15 protein-coding genes are annotated in these 15,214 nt (G+C 54.7%); 11 read left to right on the top strand and 4 right to left on the bottom strand.

Annotated features, from left to right (window positions below; all coding sequences use genetic code 11):
• Positions 1 to 45: 45 nt before the first annotated feature.
• Genes SGBXF1_RS16910 through SGBXF1_RS16900 form a run of 3 tightly spaced genes read right to left on the bottom strand, consistent with a single transcriptional unit; the run spans position 46 to position 2,999 of the window.
• The gene (locus SGBXF1_RS16910) at positions 46 to 1,563 is read right to left on the bottom strand and encodes a tripartite tricarboxylate transporter permease (RefSeq protein ID WP_037425430.1); all 1,518 of its coding nucleotides are present in this window, start codon (positions 1,561 to 1,563) and stop codon (positions 46 to 48) included.
• Between the two features lie 11 nt (positions 1,564 to 1,574).
• Positions 1,575 to 2,006: a tripartite tricarboxylate transporter TctB family protein gene (locus tag SGBXF1_RS16905; protein WP_037425428.1), complete on the bottom strand. Its 432-nt coding sequence runs from the start codon at positions 2,004 to 2,006 to the stop codon at positions 1,575 to 1,577.
• Between the two features lie 12 nt (positions 2,007 to 2,018).
• On the bottom strand, positions 2,019 to 2,999 hold the full coding sequence (locus SGBXF1_RS16900; protein ID WP_186427225.1) for a Bug family tripartite tricarboxylate transporter substrate binding protein: 981 nt from the start codon (positions 2,997 to 2,999) through the stop codon (positions 2,019 to 2,021).
• Positions 3,000 to 3,299: 300 nt separating this feature from the next.
• On the opposite strand from SGBXF1_RS16900, the gene SGBXF1_RS16895 reads away from it, so the two are divergent.
• The 3 genes from SGBXF1_RS16895 to SGBXF1_RS16885 all read left to right on the top strand — a co-directional run bounded on the left by SGBXF1_RS16895 (position 3,300) and on the right by SGBXF1_RS16885 (position 5,921).
• Positions 3,300 to 3,620 carry a hypothetical protein gene (locus SGBXF1_RS16895; RefSeq protein ID WP_186427224.1) on the top strand — a complete coding sequence of 107 codons (321 nt, stop codon included), beginning with the start codon at positions 3,300 to 3,302 and terminating at the stop codon, positions 3,618 to 3,620.
• 221 nt (positions 3,621 to 3,841) lie between these two features.
• Complete coding sequence (gene tctD, locus SGBXF1_RS16890; RefSeq protein WP_037425423.1) at positions 3,842 to 4,516, top strand: transcriptional regulator TctD; 675 nt, start codon at positions 3,842 to 3,844, stop codon at positions 4,514 to 4,516.
• On the top strand, positions 4,503 to 5,921 hold the full coding sequence (locus SGBXF1_RS16885) for a sensor histidine kinase (protein ID WP_186427223.1): 1,419 nt from the start codon (positions 4,503 to 4,505) through the stop codon (positions 5,919 to 5,921). Before tctD ends, SGBXF1_RS16885 begins: the two co-directional genes overlap by 14 nt.
• Here the strand turns inward: SGBXF1_RS16885 and SGBXF1_RS16880 are convergent.
• Positions 5,918 to 6,820, bottom strand: a complete 903-nt coding sequence (locus tag SGBXF1_RS16880; RefSeq protein WP_186427222.1) for a DMT family transporter — start codon at positions 6,818 to 6,820, stop codon at positions 5,918 to 5,920. The genes SGBXF1_RS16885 and SGBXF1_RS16880 overlap by 4 nt on opposite strands.
• A gap of 117 nt (positions 6,821 to 6,937) precedes the next feature.
• Between SGBXF1_RS16880 and SGBXF1_RS16875 the strand changes: the two genes are divergently transcribed.
• From SGBXF1_RS16875 to dedD, 8 genes are all read left to right on the top strand, one after another.
• Positions 6,938 to 7,711, top strand: coding sequence for an AraC family transcriptional regulator (locus tag SGBXF1_RS16875; RefSeq protein WP_061808035.1), 774 nt, complete (start codon positions 6,938 to 6,940; stop codon positions 7,709 to 7,711).
• A gap of 176 nt (positions 7,712 to 7,887) precedes the next feature.
• The gene (gene pdxB, locus SGBXF1_RS16870) at positions 7,888 to 9,009 is read left to right on the top strand and encodes a 4-phosphoerythronate dehydrogenase PdxB (RefSeq protein ID WP_186427221.1); all 1,122 of its coding nucleotides are present in this window, start codon (positions 7,888 to 7,890) and stop codon (positions 9,007 to 9,009) included.
• Between the two features lie 90 nt (positions 9,010 to 9,099).
• Complete coding sequence (locus tag SGBXF1_RS16865; protein ID WP_186427220.1) at positions 9,100 to 10,110, top strand: aspartate-semialdehyde dehydrogenase; 1,011 nt, start codon at positions 9,100 to 9,102, stop codon at positions 10,108 to 10,110.
• Entirely contained in the window at positions 10,110 to 10,931 is an 822-nt protein-coding gene (truA, locus tag SGBXF1_RS16860; RefSeq protein ID WP_037425412.1) for a tRNA pseudouridine(38-40) synthase TruA, read from the top strand. Before SGBXF1_RS16865 ends, truA begins: the two co-directional genes overlap by 1 nt.
• 207 nt (positions 10,932 to 11,138) lie before the next feature.
• Positions 11,139 to 11,801 (top strand): DedA family protein, encoded by a 663-nt coding sequence (locus SGBXF1_RS16855; RefSeq protein ID WP_037425410.1) that lies wholly within the window; start codon positions 11,139 to 11,141, stop codon positions 11,799 to 11,801.
• A 230-nt stretch (positions 11,802 to 12,031) separates the two neighbouring features.
• Positions 12,032 to 12,940 carry an acetyl-CoA carboxylase, carboxyltransferase subunit beta gene (accD, locus tag SGBXF1_RS16850; RefSeq protein WP_012146046.1) on the top strand — a complete coding sequence of 303 codons (909 nt, stop codon included), beginning with the start codon at positions 12,032 to 12,034 and terminating at the stop codon, positions 12,938 to 12,940.
• A gap of 212 nt (positions 12,941 to 13,152) precedes the next feature.
• Positions 13,153 to 14,418: a bifunctional tetrahydrofolate synthase/dihydrofolate synthase gene (gene folC, locus SGBXF1_RS16845; RefSeq protein ID WP_186427219.1), complete on the top strand. Its 1,266-nt coding sequence runs from the start codon at positions 13,153 to 13,155 to the stop codon at positions 14,416 to 14,418.
• On the top strand, positions 14,419 to 15,165 hold the full coding sequence (gene dedD / locus SGBXF1_RS16840; protein ID WP_186427218.1) for a cell division protein DedD: 747 nt from the start codon (positions 14,419 to 14,421) through the stop codon (positions 15,163 to 15,165).
• Positions 15,166 to 15,214: the final 49 nt, after the last annotated feature.

Genomic DNA, 15,214 nt, shown 5'->3' with positions numbered 1-15,214 from the left:
GATCAGATAAATGAAAAGGGCGGGTGATAAACCCGCCCTTTTTACCTATTCGGCTTTAGCCGCTTCCGCCGACATACGGCGTTTACGCAATTTACGCAGCAAAGGTGGCAGCACCAATACAGACACCGCCAATACCAGCAGTGTTTGCGCGATACTGCTGCTCCACAAGATGCCAAACTCTCCGTTGCTGATTGACAGCGCCCGGCGCAGGTTTTGTTCTAACATCTCTCCCAATACGAAACCCAGAATGAGCGGTGACATCGGGAAATGCATTTTCCTCAAGATATAACCAAACACCCCGAGTCCGATCATCAACAGCAGGTCAAAGGTCGTGCTGTGTACGGCGTATACGCCCACCGCGGATACGGCAGCAATCGCCGGTACCAGGAACCACAGCGGAATGGTCAGCATGCGGGTGAACAGACCCACCAACGGCAGGTTCATGATCAACAGAATGACGTTGGCAATCAGCAGTGCGGCGATCAGCCCCCAGACAATATCCGGCTGTTCGGTGAACATTGCCGGGCCGGGGGTGATGTTGTACAGCGTCAGTGCGCCCATCATGACCGCAGTGGTGCCGGAACCAGGAACACCCAGCGTTAACATAGGGATGAATGAGCCACAGGCTGAAGCGTTGTTGGCTGCCTCTGGCGCTGCGACACCACGAATGTCCCCTTTACCGAAGGTTTCGCTGTTGCCGCTGATTTTCTTTTCGGTCATGTACGTGAGTGCGCTGGCAATTGTTGCGCCGGCACCCGGCAGAATGCCGACAAAGAACCCCACCACGGAAGAGCGCAATGTTGGGCCAACGCACTGAGCGGCCTCTTTGCGGTTGAACAATAACCGACCGGTTTTGCGCACCAGTTTTTGTCCGCCGCTGGTGCTTTCCAGCATCAACAGAATTTCACTGACCGAGAAAAGACCGATAACGACCACGATGAATTGCACACCATCGGAGAGGTGGATGCTGTCGAAGGTGAAGCGATAAACACCTGTGTTAGCGTCTACCCCGACCGTTGCCAGTCCCAGACCAATCAGCGCCGCCAGCAGCGATTTCAGAGGGTTTTGGCTCATCATGCTACCCAGGCAGGCAATAGCGAACACCATCAGGGCAAAGTATTCGGCTGGGCCGAACGCCAGCGACCAGCGTGCCAGCAGGGGAGCGAACAGGATAATCCCGCCGATAGCAATGAGTGAACCGGTAAAGGAGCTTACCGCCGAGATCGACAGTGCCACACCGGCACGGCCTTGCTGCGCCATCGGGTAGCCGTCCAGTGCGGTCATGATTGCTGCGGCATCACCCGGGACGTTGAGCAGTATTGAGGAGATACGACCGCCGTATTCACAGCCGATGTACACTGTTGCCAGCAGGATCAGTGCAGATTCGGCCGGTAGCTTAAGGGCAAACGCCAGTGGCAACAGGATTGCCACGCCGTTGATTGGCCCTAACCCCGGCAGCAAGCCGACAATCGTGCCGACGAAGCAGCCAATCAGGGCGATAATCAGGTTCTGTGGCACCAGTGCCACTTCGAACCCTTGAGATAAGTACATCCAGGTATCCATCATCGCCCCCGTTAGCTCAGCCAAACGCCGAGTGGCAGTGTTACATCAAGTAAGCGGTCAAAGGCGTAATACAGCGCAACGCCCATGACTGCGCCGGACACCGCTGCCGCCAGTAGACTGGCCTGGAACAATAGGCCAATACTGAAGGTCAGCAATGCGGTTGCCAGCGGGAAGCCCAACCATTCGAAGCCCCAGGCATACAGCACCAACGTAATGACCAGCACCAGCAAGCGTTGCATCACCTTGCTATGTGGCCACTCAACGACCTGCGGCTTGTTCAACAGCAGCAGCGCGGCACACAGTGCCATCAGGCTAAGAATGGCCAGAGGGAAGGGGCGTGGCCCCAGGGGTTCATAACTGTATTCGCTCTGGATTCCCCAGCCGATAAACAGACCACCGATGCACAACAGCAGCCAGAAACCAGCGAAAATGCGATCGCTCATGGTATCCCCCGGTTACTTGGCCAGGCCGAAAACTTTGGCTTGTTCGCGGTACTGTTCGACTTGTTTTTTCACGTAGGCATCCAGTTCCTTACCGGTCAGGTTAAATTCGAACAGGCCACGCAGATCACGTTGCTTTTTGAATTCTTCGGTCTTCATCATTTTCTGGAAGGTATCGAGCCACCACTGGTATTCCTCTTCGCTGACTTTCGGGCCTACGTAGAAGCCGCGGATAATCGGCCAAACCAGATCGAAGCCCTGTTCTTTGGCGGTGGGTACATTGGCTAATTGGCCTGGCAGGCGTTGGTCGGCATAGACCGCCAGCACGCGAATTTTATCACCCTGCAGGTAAGGAACCATTTCACTCAGATCGCCTGAGACTGCCTGAATGTGGTTGCCGAGCAGTGCGGTAACGGGCTCGCCGCCGCCTTCAAACGCCACATAACGCATTTTATGAGGATCGATACCCACTTCACGCGCCAGCAGGGCGGTTTTCATCCAGTCCTGGCTACCGATAGAGGCACCGGCACCGAACACCACGCTGTTTGGATCTTTTTTGAAGGCATCCATCAGGTCATTCAGCGTTTTGTACGGCGAGTCGGCGCGGACGGCAATCATGCCGTAGTCGGTACCGACAGCAGCCAGCCATTTCACATCATCCACGTTGTAACGGCCGAATTTTCCTTGTGACAGGTTCAACAATGACCCACCGGAAAAAGCGACGACCGTGCCAAACTCTGCCGGACGTTGGGCGACAATGGCGTTATAGGCCACTGCACCGACACCGCCGGGCATGTAGGTGACACGCATCGGTTTATCGATGGCGTTGGTTTCCTGCAAGGACACCTGAATCAGCTTACAGGTCAGATCAAATCCACCGCCAGGCTTGGCAGGGGCGATACATTCGGTGCGTTTCGGTGCTTCCACGGCAAAGGCCTGATTGGCTGCCAACAGCAGGGCGGTAGCGGTCAGAGTGCGGGTGATTATTTTTTTCATTGCTTTCCCCAAGGTGTTTTTTCTGTCGTTGCGGATCCCCGCCGATACGGGTTGCTGGATTGTTAAATCAACAACCTTTCATTTACCTTTCAACCGCGGGAAAAGTTTTCGGGATGTGATACGCATCTCCTGTTGGAGGCAAAATACCGGTGCTGAAAGAGCCGATTGTCCAGTGCGCTAACACATGTCAGGGGGCAATAACAGCCCGTAAACCTCGCTTAAAGCCTGTGTAATGTCAGTTTTGCTCTCTTTGCCTTGAGATAAAATGGCTAAAAATAAAATGACGAGGGGTGGATTGCTATGTTTTCGTTAGGGAAATTATTCGGTGGTAGGGACAGTGCCAAAGTTAGTGCAATCAAGATGTTACCAACGGCCTATGATGAGATGACAGGGGCTACTGGGCATTGTCGGCTGAAACGCCTGCGCCCGGATATCGGCGTTTTTGAATTGCACTTCTCCAAAGAGAATGGCGAGAAATATGCTTGCCAGATGACTGCCTGCATTACCGGCATTGATATTGTTTTTGCCACCAATAACCGTACTGTATTGGTTTCCCCCCCGTTCAGCCCGGCCAAATTACAGCCGGTATTTGATATTGCCCTCGCTGATTGCGAAAAGTAATGCCTCGATCACGACATTAACCATCGTCGTCAGCAGATCAGGGTTTATTCAGTGCCGCAATTGTGTTCCAGCTCCCAAAACTGGTCCGGCATAACCCTTCTATCACAGCGGCTTCCATGCCATTCTTCTGTTATAAACATGTTAATTCGCGTTAAGCCGGATCCTGATGCGATAGCGCAGTATTCGGCCTGCGAGCATAGATAAATCAATGGAATGGAAACATGCGTCTGTTATTGGTTGAGGACCATCCTGAGTTATCCCACTGGCTGCAAAAGGCGCTGACCGGCGTCGGTTTTGCCGTCGATGTTGCGCCGGACGGGTTGGCGGCTGACCATTTGTTGTTAAATGAAACCTATGCGTTGGTGGTGTTGGACGTGGCATTGCCGCGTCTGAATGGTCTGGAACTGCTGGCCCGGTTGCGTAAACGTGGGCAGGACTTGCCGGTATTGCTCTTGACGGCAAGAACCGATGTGGCCGATCGGGTTAAGGGTTTGAATCTTGGGGCCGATGACTATCTGACTAAACCCTTCGAACTCGATGAGCTGGAAGCACGCATTCGGGCGTTGCTACGCCGCAGCGTCGGCGTCACTCAGCAAGCCCTGCAATACGGTGCGCTGACCTATCACGATGAGGGCTATTTCCAACTGGACGACAAGCCGCTGCAACTGACACCGCGTGAACTGGCGGTGCTGACGGCATTGATCCATCGTCGTGGACGTCCCGTTGCTAAACAACAGTTGTTCGAACAGGTGTTTACCTTGGCCGATGAGGCTAACCCTGAGAGCATTGAGCTCTATGTTCATCGGCTGCGGAAAAAGCTGCAGGGCAGCAATGTGGCAATTATCACCTTGCGCGGTCTGGGCTACAGCCTGGAGCTTTGCAATGAGGTGGTTTAACGCACCGCAATCGTTGTTTTATCAGTTGTTACTGTTTTTTGGTTTGCCACTCTTGGTGCTGGGTAGTATCTCGATTTATACCCACTATTTCAGTGCAATGAACGCCGCTACACTTGCCTATGATCGTACGCTGCTGGCATCGGCACGTACGGTAGCGGAGCGGCTGGTGGTGCGTAACGGCCGCCTCGAAGCGGATGTCCCTTATGTGGTACTCGACAGTTTTGAGCGCAACATGAACGATCAGCTCTATTACGAGGTGATTTCCCCAGAAGGCCAAAGCATTTCTGGCTATGACGATCTGCCGCCCATGCCACCTTATATTCTGCGATCGAGCTTGTATCCCGCGTTGGTGCATTTCTATGATGCCGAATACCGCGGACGGCCCATTCGTGTGGCTGCATTATTCCAACCGATCAACGAATCCGGCGTGATGGGCATGGCAACCATATTGGTGGCAGAAACGCTGGAATCACGCCGCTATCTGGCGCGGCAAATGATGCTCTCCGCGTTGCTCAGCCAGGGTACAGTGGTGGTGCTGACCATGATCCTGGCCTTTGCACTTCTCAAGCGAGTGCTTAAACCGATGCGCAAGCTTTCAGGCATCATGTTGCGACGGGATCCGGGTGAATTAACGCCATTACCCATGGTGCTACCATGGTCGGAAATGCAGCCGCTGCTGCTGGCGTTTAACCGCTATATCGAAAGGTTGCGCGTAATGGTGGCGCGTCAGGAACGTTTCAGCGCTGATGCTTCACACCAGTTGCGGACGCCGTTAACTGTGTTGAAAACGCAGGTGGGGGTGGCGCTGGCCAGCGATAAGCCAGAGCAGTGGCGGGAAAGTCTGGTGGCGATGAGTGCCACATTGGATAACACCGTGGCGTTAACCGATCGTCTGCTTTATCTCTCAAGGCTTAAAGCCCATGAACACGATGCCGATCGCAAGTTGCAGCCAGTGAATCTGGCGCAGGTATTGCGTGATGCGTGTTTTTCTCGTCTGCCACAGGCGCGCAGTAAACGTATCGATCTCGGTTATGAGGGCGAATCGGTATGTTGGGTAGGCGGAGAGGCGCTGCTGCTGACCGAACTGTGTGCCAACCTGTTAGATAATGCGCTGAAGTATACGCCGAATCAGGGCACAGTCACCGCAAGGCTAATCATGGATACTTTGACGGGGGAAGGGATACTGGAAATTGAAGACAGCGGCCCAGGCATTGCCCAACAGGACACTGCGCAGGCACTGCAGCCGTTCCATCGACTGGATAACGTGGGCGACCAACCCGGTGCAGGGCTGGGGTTGGCGCTGGTGAGTGACATCACTCGTTACCACGGCACCCGCCCAGAGTTGTTAACCTCAGCCACATTGGGTGGCTTGTTGGTGCGGGTGCGTTTTCAACTGTTACCTTAGCTTTTACACTCTGCGGCTTGTTTTGCTTTGCGCGCCAACGGTGTACGCAGGCGCTGCGACAGGAACACGCCTAGCAGGGTAATACCGCCGCCAATCAGATGATAGCCGTGCAGATGTTCATGCAGGAACAGCACTGCAATGATGGCGGTAAATACCGGCGCCAGATTCATAAAGATTGATGCCGTATTGGCCCCCAAACGCATAACCCCGTGGATCCACAAGTAAGGCGCGATAATCGACGCCGGAATGCCGGCGAACAAGACCAGCGGGATATTCTGGCTGGTTAACGCGACGTCTTGTGCCATCAGGAAATTCGGTAACAGCAACACCACGCCGAACAGTATCTGCACATACAACGACTGCCAGTTTGGCAGAGCAATCGCCCAACGCTTGGTCAGTACGCCGTACAGTGCATACGAAGCGGTAGCGGCAAACATCATCAATTCACCCTTACCGATACCGTGGCTCAGTAACTCTCCGGGGTTACCGGCGCTCACCAGCCAGATCAAACCGCCCAAAGACAACAGGCTGCCGATCGCAATGCCTACTGTCGGCGCGACACGCAACAGCACAATGCTGATCAGAATGGTCAGTAATGGGATCAACGAAACAATGATACCCATAAACAGTGCGCTAACGCTGTGTGCTGCGTAGTACGCCAGACTCTGATACAGCACCATACCCAGCATGCCGAGAATCATCAATTTCCACCAGTTGGTACGTATTGCCGACCAATGGCGGATCACGCCAGGCAGGACAAACGGCGTCAGGGTGACGAGCGCCAGCAGCCAGCGATAGAAGGAAATGGCGGCCGGATCGATAGCGGTGGCCGAGAGTTTGCTGACCACGGCATTGATTGACCAAATCAAGACCGCCAGCAAAGGGAAGAGCATATTCATGATAATTATTCTCATTAACGACTGACATGCTGGCTAGTTTACGCGTGTCCGGTTTATTATATATAGTGATATCCAGACAATTTTTCTCCTAAACAAGACAAGTAACGGGGCGAAACCATGCCAGAAATCCGCCATTTCCCTGAAGCGCTGATCCCCGCGCCGCGCCCGGTGCAGTTCCGCTGTGAGGAGTTCAATGCGCGTACAGAGTTTCAGCCTCACCGTCATAGCTGGGGGCAGTTGATGTGGGTCAAGGCCGGCGTCATGGTGCTGCGCATCGGCGGCCAGCGTTTTCTGGCACCCCCGGAGTTTGTGTTGTGGGCACCGGCGGAAATTGAACATTCCTGTTATAACCAACGTCTGGCGCAGTGCCGTATGGTGGATATTGCATTGCCGCTGTGCGCCGGACTGCCGGAGGCGCCTTGTCTGGTGAGCGTTACCCCGATTTTCCGCGCTATAGCCGAAGATTTTTACGCCCGCAAACAATACATCCCACAAAGCAAACAGGATTTGCGCCTGTGCCGGGCGTTGATCGACCAATTGCATGTTTCGCCGGTGCAACAAACTTATTTACCCACATCTGAAGACAAGTTTCTGGCACCGATACTGGAGGCACTGGAGCACTGTCCATCAGACAACACGTCACTTGCCGCCTGGGCCGCCCGTGTCTATACCACCGAGCGCACGCTGTCGCGTCGTTGCCAGCAAGATCTGGGTATGTCTTTTAGCGAATGGCGTCAGCGGCTGCGTTTCTTGCACGCCGTTTCGTTATTGGAACAGGGAAAAACCGTGCAGGATGTCGCGCTGGAAGTGGGGTATAGCTCGGCATCGGCATTTATCGTCATGTTTCAGCAAATCGCCGGCACGACCCCTGAGCGCTTTCGTCGGGCATGATTCAGTGGCACACTATTTCCCAGATAACCTCTTCATACTCGACGTCGCCTCTGTGTTGGCTGCGAGCACTCACCCCAGTCACTTACTTGAGTAAGCTCCTGGACTCCTGCTCTTGCCGCTTTGATGCAACGCCAATTATTTGGGGTATAAATGGCCGTAAACCGTCGGAGCAATAAGTGAAAATCCTGGTTGATGAAAATATGCCGTACGCGACTGAATTGTTCAGTCGTTTGGGGGATGTGCAGGCAGTGCCTGGCCGCCCGATCCCGAGTGATGCGCTGGCCGATGCCGATGCGCTGATGGTGCGTTCGGTCACTAAAGTGAATGAAGCCTTACTGGCCGGTACCTGCATTGGTTTTGTCGGCACCGCGACCGCCGGTACCGATCATGTAGACGACGTTTGGCTGCAACAGCAGGGCATTGGTTTTTCTGCGGCACCGGGCTGCAACGCCATTGCTGTGGTGGAATATGTATTCTCCGCACTGATGCTGTTGGCCGAACGCGACGGTTTTCAATTACGCGATAAAACCGTCGGCATTATCGGCGTTGGCAATGTGGGGTCGCGTCTGGATGCCCGCTTGAAAGCATTGGGCGTGCGTACCTTACTGTGTGATCCACCGCGTGCTGAACGTGGCGATAACGGTGAATTTTGGCCGCTGGAAAAACTGGTGGCCGAAGCCGATGTACTGACCTTCCATACGCCACTGAATAAATCCGGCCCTTACCACTCGCTGCATTTGGTGGACGCGGAGCTATTGGCGGCGTTGCCGGATAACCGCATTCTGATTAATGCTTGCCGTGGTCCGGTGGTGGACAATGCCGCGTTGTTGCAGGCATTGGAGAAAGGTAAAAAGCTGAGTACCGTGCTGGACGTATGGGAACCGGAGCCGGAGCTGTCGTTGCCGTTGTTGGCGCGGGTGGATATTGGCACCGCGCATATTGCCGGTTATACGCTCGAAGGCAAAGCACGCGGTACAACGCAGGTCTTTGAGGCCTTCAGTCGTCACCTGGGTCAGCCACAACAGATCGAACTGGCCTCATTGTTGCCGGTGCCTGAGTTCAGCCAGATTCAGCTCAATGGGCCGCTGGATGAAGGCAAGTTAAAACGATTGATGCACTTGGTGTATGATGTGCGCCGCGACGATGCGCCGCTGCGTAAAGTGGCTGGGCAGCCGGGCGAATTTGACCGTCTGCGCAAGCATTATCAGGAACGCCGCGAATGGTCTTCACTGCGCGTCCAGTGCAATGACAGCGCCAGTGCGGAGCTGTTACACAAGCTGGGTTTCCTGACGGCATAAGGCTTTCTTAAGCCACAGCGACTAATTTTGTTATCAGGGCGGTGCATTAGCCGCCCATTTGCATTTGAATAAATACTCTGGAGAAACCCAATGTCTGACGGCTGGAATATCGCTCTACTTGGTGCCACTGGCGCGGTAGGTGAAGCGTTGCTGGAATTGTTACAGGAACGCCAGTTCCCGGTGGGCGAACTCTATCCTTTAGCCAGTGAGCGTGGTGCAGGTGCGACCGTGCGCTTCAATGGCAAATCGGTACTGGTGCAAAAAGCGGAAGAGTTTGACTGGTCACAGGCCCAGTTAGCGTTTTTCGTTGCTGGTACTGAGGCCTCGGCCCGCTACGCGGAAGAAGCTGGCAACATGGGGTGTCTGGTGATCGACACCAGCGGCCTGTTTGCGCTGGAACCGGACGTGCCACTGGTGGTGCCTGGGGTTAACCCGCAGGTGCTGGCTGATTACCGTAACCGCAATATTGTCGCCGTGGCGGACAGTATGGTCAGCCAACTGCTGACCGCAATCAAACCGCTGACCGAACAGGCCGGGCTTTCCCGCCTGCACGTGACGACCCTGATGTCGGTATCGGCACGTGGCAAAGTGGCGGTTGACGATCTGGCGGGCCAAAGTGCACGTCTGTTGAATGGTATTCCTGCTGAGCCTGGCGTTTTTGCCAAGCAGTTGGCATTCAACCTGTTGCCGCTGATGACCGACGAGCAGGGCAGCGTGCGTGAAGAACGTTTGATTGTCGATCAGGTGCGTAAAGTTTTGCAGGACGAAGGGTTACCGATTTCCGTGAGCTGCGTGCAGTCGCCGGTATTCTATGGCCATGCACAGGTCGTTCATCTGGAAGCCCTGCGCCCGATGTCTGCTGAAGAAGCACGCAGCGAACTGGAACAGGTGGATGATATCCAACTGAGCGAAGAAGACGATTACCCGACTCAGGTGACGGAAGCGTCCGGCAGCGACGCGCTGAGCATAGGCTGCTTGCGCAATGACTACGGTATTCCTGAAATCCTGCAGTTCTGGTCGGTAGCCGATAACGTACGCTTTGGCGGCGCGTTGATGGCGATCGAAACCGCAGAGCGTCTGGTGCAGGAGCAGATGTACTGATGTCTGAAGTTGCCTTGCCCACCCAGCCGACCTTGAAAATCGCGCTGGGGATTGAATATGACGGCAGCCGTTATTACGGCTGGCAACGCCAACAGGAAGTGGCAAGTGTGCAGGCCTGTCTGGAACAGGCGTTGAGTAAAGTGGCCAACGCGCCGATCAACGTGCTGTGTGCCGGGCGCACCGACGCCGGGGTGCACGCTACCGGCCAGGTGGTGCATTTTGAAACCACAGCACAGCGGAAGGACGCCGCGTGGACGATGGGGGTCAATACCCATTTGCCGCCGGATATCGCTGTGCGTTGGGTGACTAACGTAGCTGAAGATTTTCATGCACGTTTCAGCGCCACGGCACGCCGTTACCGCTACATTATTTATAACCACCGCTATCGTCCGGCGGTATTGCAGCAGGGGATGACGCATTTTTATCACCCACTGGATGCCGATCGTATGGAGAGGGCGGCACAGGCGTTGTTGGGCGAAAACGACTTTACGTCGTTCCGCGCTGTGCAATGTCAGTCACGTACCCCATGGCGTAACGTAAAACACGTTAAGGTTACGCGCTATGGTGAGTATATTGTGGTAGATATCAAGGCGAATGCCTTTGTGCATCATATGGTTCGCAATATTGTCGGTAGCCTGATGGAAATTGGCTGCGGCAATCAGGGTGAGAACTGGATGGCCGAATTACTGGCACTGAAAGATCGTAATCTGGCTGCGGCGACGGCGCGGGCCGAAGGGTTATACCTGGTTAGCGTTGATTACCCTGAGCACTTTGCTATACCCCGGCCACCGATGGGGCCACTGTTTTTACCCGACGATTAAACAAATGTACCCTATGAATTTCAAGCTGCAGCCACGCGCCCAGCCCACTCATCCCCAGGCGCTTACTGAGTAAGTCACTGGGGTGAGTGAGTGTAGGTAACAACGCTGTAGTTTGAAAGGCGACGGGGATAAACACTGGCGCGCCCGACGCGTTGCTCCCTTGTGTACCTACCGAGTGGGTGAGACACCCGGTAAAAGAGAGAACCTATGGACATCATCAAGTTTGTGATTGATTTTATTCTGCATATTGACGTGCATCTGGCCGAGCTGGTGGCACAATACGGTATGTGGGTATACGGTATTTTGTTCCTGATTTTGTTTTGCGAAACCGGGCTGGTGGTTACGCCATTCCTGCCAGGGGATTCTCTGTTGTTCGTCGCGGGTGCGTTGGCGGCATTGCCGACCAATGATCTGAATGTGCACACTATGGTCGCGCTGATGATAGGTGCGGCGATACTTGGGGATGCGGTGAACTACACTATTGGGCGGCTATTCGGAGAAAAACTTTTCAGCAACCCGAACTCCAAAATTTTCCGTCGTAGTTACCTGGATAAAACGCATCAGTTTTATGAGAAACACGGTGGGAAAACGATTATCTTGGCACGTTTTGTACCGATCGTGCGTACATTTGCGCCGTTCGTCGCAGGTATGGGGCATATGTCCTATCGCCACTTTGCCGCTTACAACGTGATTGGTGCACTGGTTTGGGTGCTGCTCTTCACTTATGCTGGCTACCTCTTCGGCGATCTGCCGATCGTGCAGGAAAACCTGAAACTGTTGATCGTGGGTATCATCATTGTTTCAATTCTGCCGGGTGTCATTGAAATTTGGCGCCATAAGCGTGCGGCTGCCCGCCAGCAAAAACAGTAAAAACATCGCTTAACCTGTCGGTTCGACCAGTTTTTTGTCCACAGAGTCGGGCCGATATGGTTTAATGAGCGACATTTATGGTCTGTTCCTGTTAACAACCTTGAAACCTGTGCCTTGCTCGCGCGCATGACGCGTTTTGCTCAGGCATTTTTTCATTGGTGTTCTCGGGGGGATTGTTAAAGCATGAACAGCGGACTGGCGTCTGCCAGGTTCAAACAGAAAGGTCATCGATGAGCTGGATTGAACGAATTCTTAACAAGAGCAATATCACCCAAACCCGTAAGGCGAGTATTCCTGAAGGGGTGTGGACCAAATGCGATAGCTGCGGCCAGGTTCTCTACCGCGCCGAGCTGGAGCGTAATCTGGAAGTGTGCCCGAAATGCGACCACCACATGCGCATGACTGCGCGTATGCGTCTGCATACCCTGCTCGATGAAGGCAGTGAAGTGGAGCTGGGCAGCGAACTGGAGCCGAAAGACGTTCTGAAGTTCAAGGATTCCAAGAAATACAAAGATCGTCTGGTTGCGGCACAGAAAGCAACCGGTGAAAAAGATGCGTTGGTCGTGATGAAAGGCACGTTGTATGGCATGCCGATTGTCGCCGCATCGTTTGAATTTGCCTTTATTGGCGGTTCCATGTCGTCTGTAGTGGGCGCGCGCTTTGTTCGTGCCGTTGAGCAGGCGCTGGAAGATAACTGCCCGCTGGTGTGTTTCTCAGCCAGTGGTGGTGCACGTATGCAGGAAGCGCTGATGTCGCTGATGCAGATGGCGAAAACCAGCGCAGCGCTGGCAAAACTGCAGGAACGTGGTCTGCCGTACATTTCAGTACTGACTGACCCGACCATGGGTGGCGTTTCCGCCAGTCTGGCGATGCTGGGCGATATCAATATCGCTGAGCCGAAAGCGCTGATCGGTTTTGCCGGTCCACGCGTTATCGAACAGACTGTACGTGAAAAGCTGCCACCGGGCTTCCAGCGCAGTGAGTTCCTGATTGAAAAAGGCGCGATCGACATGATCGTGCGTCGCCCGGAAATGCGCCAGACTTTGGCGAGTATCCTGTCCAAGCTGACCAACCAGCCGCAGCCGCATTTCGATGAAGCCGCGCCGGTGTCTGAGCAGGAAAATCAGGCCGACGCCTGAGGCAAAGAAATTACCCGTGTTGGCACAAGCCAACGCGGGGTTCAGTCGTCATTTTGTGGCTAAGTGACGGCTGGAAATACCCTATGAATATCGAGTGACAGCGAGTAACGCTGCGGCTTGAAAAACATGGGGTATCATGCAGAGCATCGCCTTTACCGCGGTGAGGGTGGTGCCCTGATGGATTAATGAACCCAAGTTCAGTGACGGGACTCATGCAAAACCACCAAATTCCCCAAGCCACGTCGCCATTGAGCTCGTGGCTTTTTTATCTGGAACGTCTGCACAGCCAGGCGATCGAACTCGGCCTGGAACGCGTACAGCGCGTTGCGGCGCATCTTGATTTACTTACTCCTGCACCGACGGTGTTCACCGTTGCCGGTACTAACGGCAAAGGCACCACGTGCCGCACTCTGGAAGCGATTTTGATGGAGGCGGGGTTGCGCGTTGGCGTCTACAGCTCACCACATCTGGTGCGTTATACCGAAAGAGTACGCATTCAAGGTGATGAGCTGAGTGAGGCAGAACACAGCCGCTCATTCTCAGCCATTGAAGCGGGCCGGGGCGAAACGTCACTGACCTACTTCGAATTTGGCACTCTGTCGGCCTTGCAACTGTTCAAACAAGCTAAGCTTGACGTGGTGATCCTGGAAGTCGGTCTTGGCGGACGTCTGGACGCGACCAACATTGTTGACCCGAGTGTGGCAGTGGTGACCAGCATTGCACTGGATCATACCGACTGGCTGGGCAGCGACCGCGAAAGCATTGGCCGCGAAAAAGCCGGGATTTTCCGTGGTGGTAAGCCGGCTGTCGTGGGTGAACCGGATATGCCGGCAACTATTGGACAAGTAGCGGAAACCCTGGGTGCGCAACTGTATCGTCGTGGCGAGGCTTGGACCTTTAGCGAACAGGGCGAACGCTGGCAGTGGGAGGGTGGCGGCACCTCATTGACGGACTTGCCGATGCCAAACGTACCCTTAGCCAATGCGGCGACCGCGCTGGCCGCGTTACATTATTCTGCGTTGGAAATTGATGAGCGGGCGATTTTCGCTGGTCTGCAGCAGGCGACCCTACCGGGACGTTTCCAGATTGTGCGGCGTGAACCGACATTGATCCTCGACGTGGCACATAACCCACACGCGGCAAGCTATTTGGCTGGTCGCCTGGCGACGTTGCCGCGTAATGGCGGCAAAGTACGTGCTGTGGTGGGTATGCTTTCGGACAAAGATATTGCCGGTACATTGGCTTGTCTGAGTGAGCAGGTCGATGAATGGTACTGTGCACCGCTTGAAGGGCCGCGTGGTGCCGGTGTTGAGCTGTTGGCGCAATATTTAACGGAACCGCGGCAGTTTGCCGATGTCGAAACTGCCTGGCGTCAGGCTATGCAGGACGCTGAAAAACAGGATATTGTGATCGTCTGTGGATCGTTCCACACCGTTGCACACGTGATGGCGGCGTTAGACGAGATGCGGGGAGTGTGAGTGGCAAGTAAATTTCAAAACCGATTGGTGGGTACCGTGATTCTGGTTGCGCTGGGGGTGATTATCCTGCCAGGGCTGCTGGACGGTAAAAAGAAACATTACGAGGACGAATTCGCTGCCATCCCATTGGTGCCGAAGGCCGGTGATGTGGAAGAGAACGACGTGGTGCCACCGGTAAGCCAACCATTGCCGGCACAACCGCCGGAAGGCGCGGGTGCGTTGGTTGAGCAGCAGGCGGCTAATGAGGCGGCGACACAGCAGGCAATACAACAGCCGGCTCAGATCACACCGCCACCGGTTGAATCTCGTCCACAACCAACGCCGAAACCTAAACCGGTAGAAACCAAACCGGTGGACGTGAAACCAAAACCGGTGCCGCAACCGAAACCGGTGGAAGTGAAGCCGGTGGTGAAACCTGAACCGAAGCCAGAGCCGAAACCTGAACCAGCACCGAAGCCTGAACCTGCACCTGTGCAGAAACCGGCGGAAGAGAAAGCACCGGCAGGGCAGGCGTATGTGGTGCAGCTTGGTGCGTTGAAGAATGCAGCCAAAGTGAACGAAGTGGTCGCGTCACTCCGACTGTCCGGCTATCGTGCTTTCACCGTGCCATCCACGCCGGTACAGGGGCAGATTACTCGGATTTACGTCGGTCCAGACGCCTCGAAACAGAAACTGCAGTCTTCATTGCCTGCGCTTAACTCCCTCAGTGGTTTGAGCGGTCAGGTGAAGCCATACAGCGTACGTTAATAAGATGAAGGGGCACAGCATGCTGTGCCCCTAAACCTATACGTACCAG

Origin of the sequence: Serratia grimesii, assembly GCF_900186025.1 — a bacterium.
Taxonomy (GTDB): Bacteria; Pseudomonadota; Gammaproteobacteria; order Enterobacterales; family Enterobacteriaceae; genus Serratia; species Serratia grimesii.
This window is presented reverse-complemented; position numbering and strand designations above follow the sequence as displayed.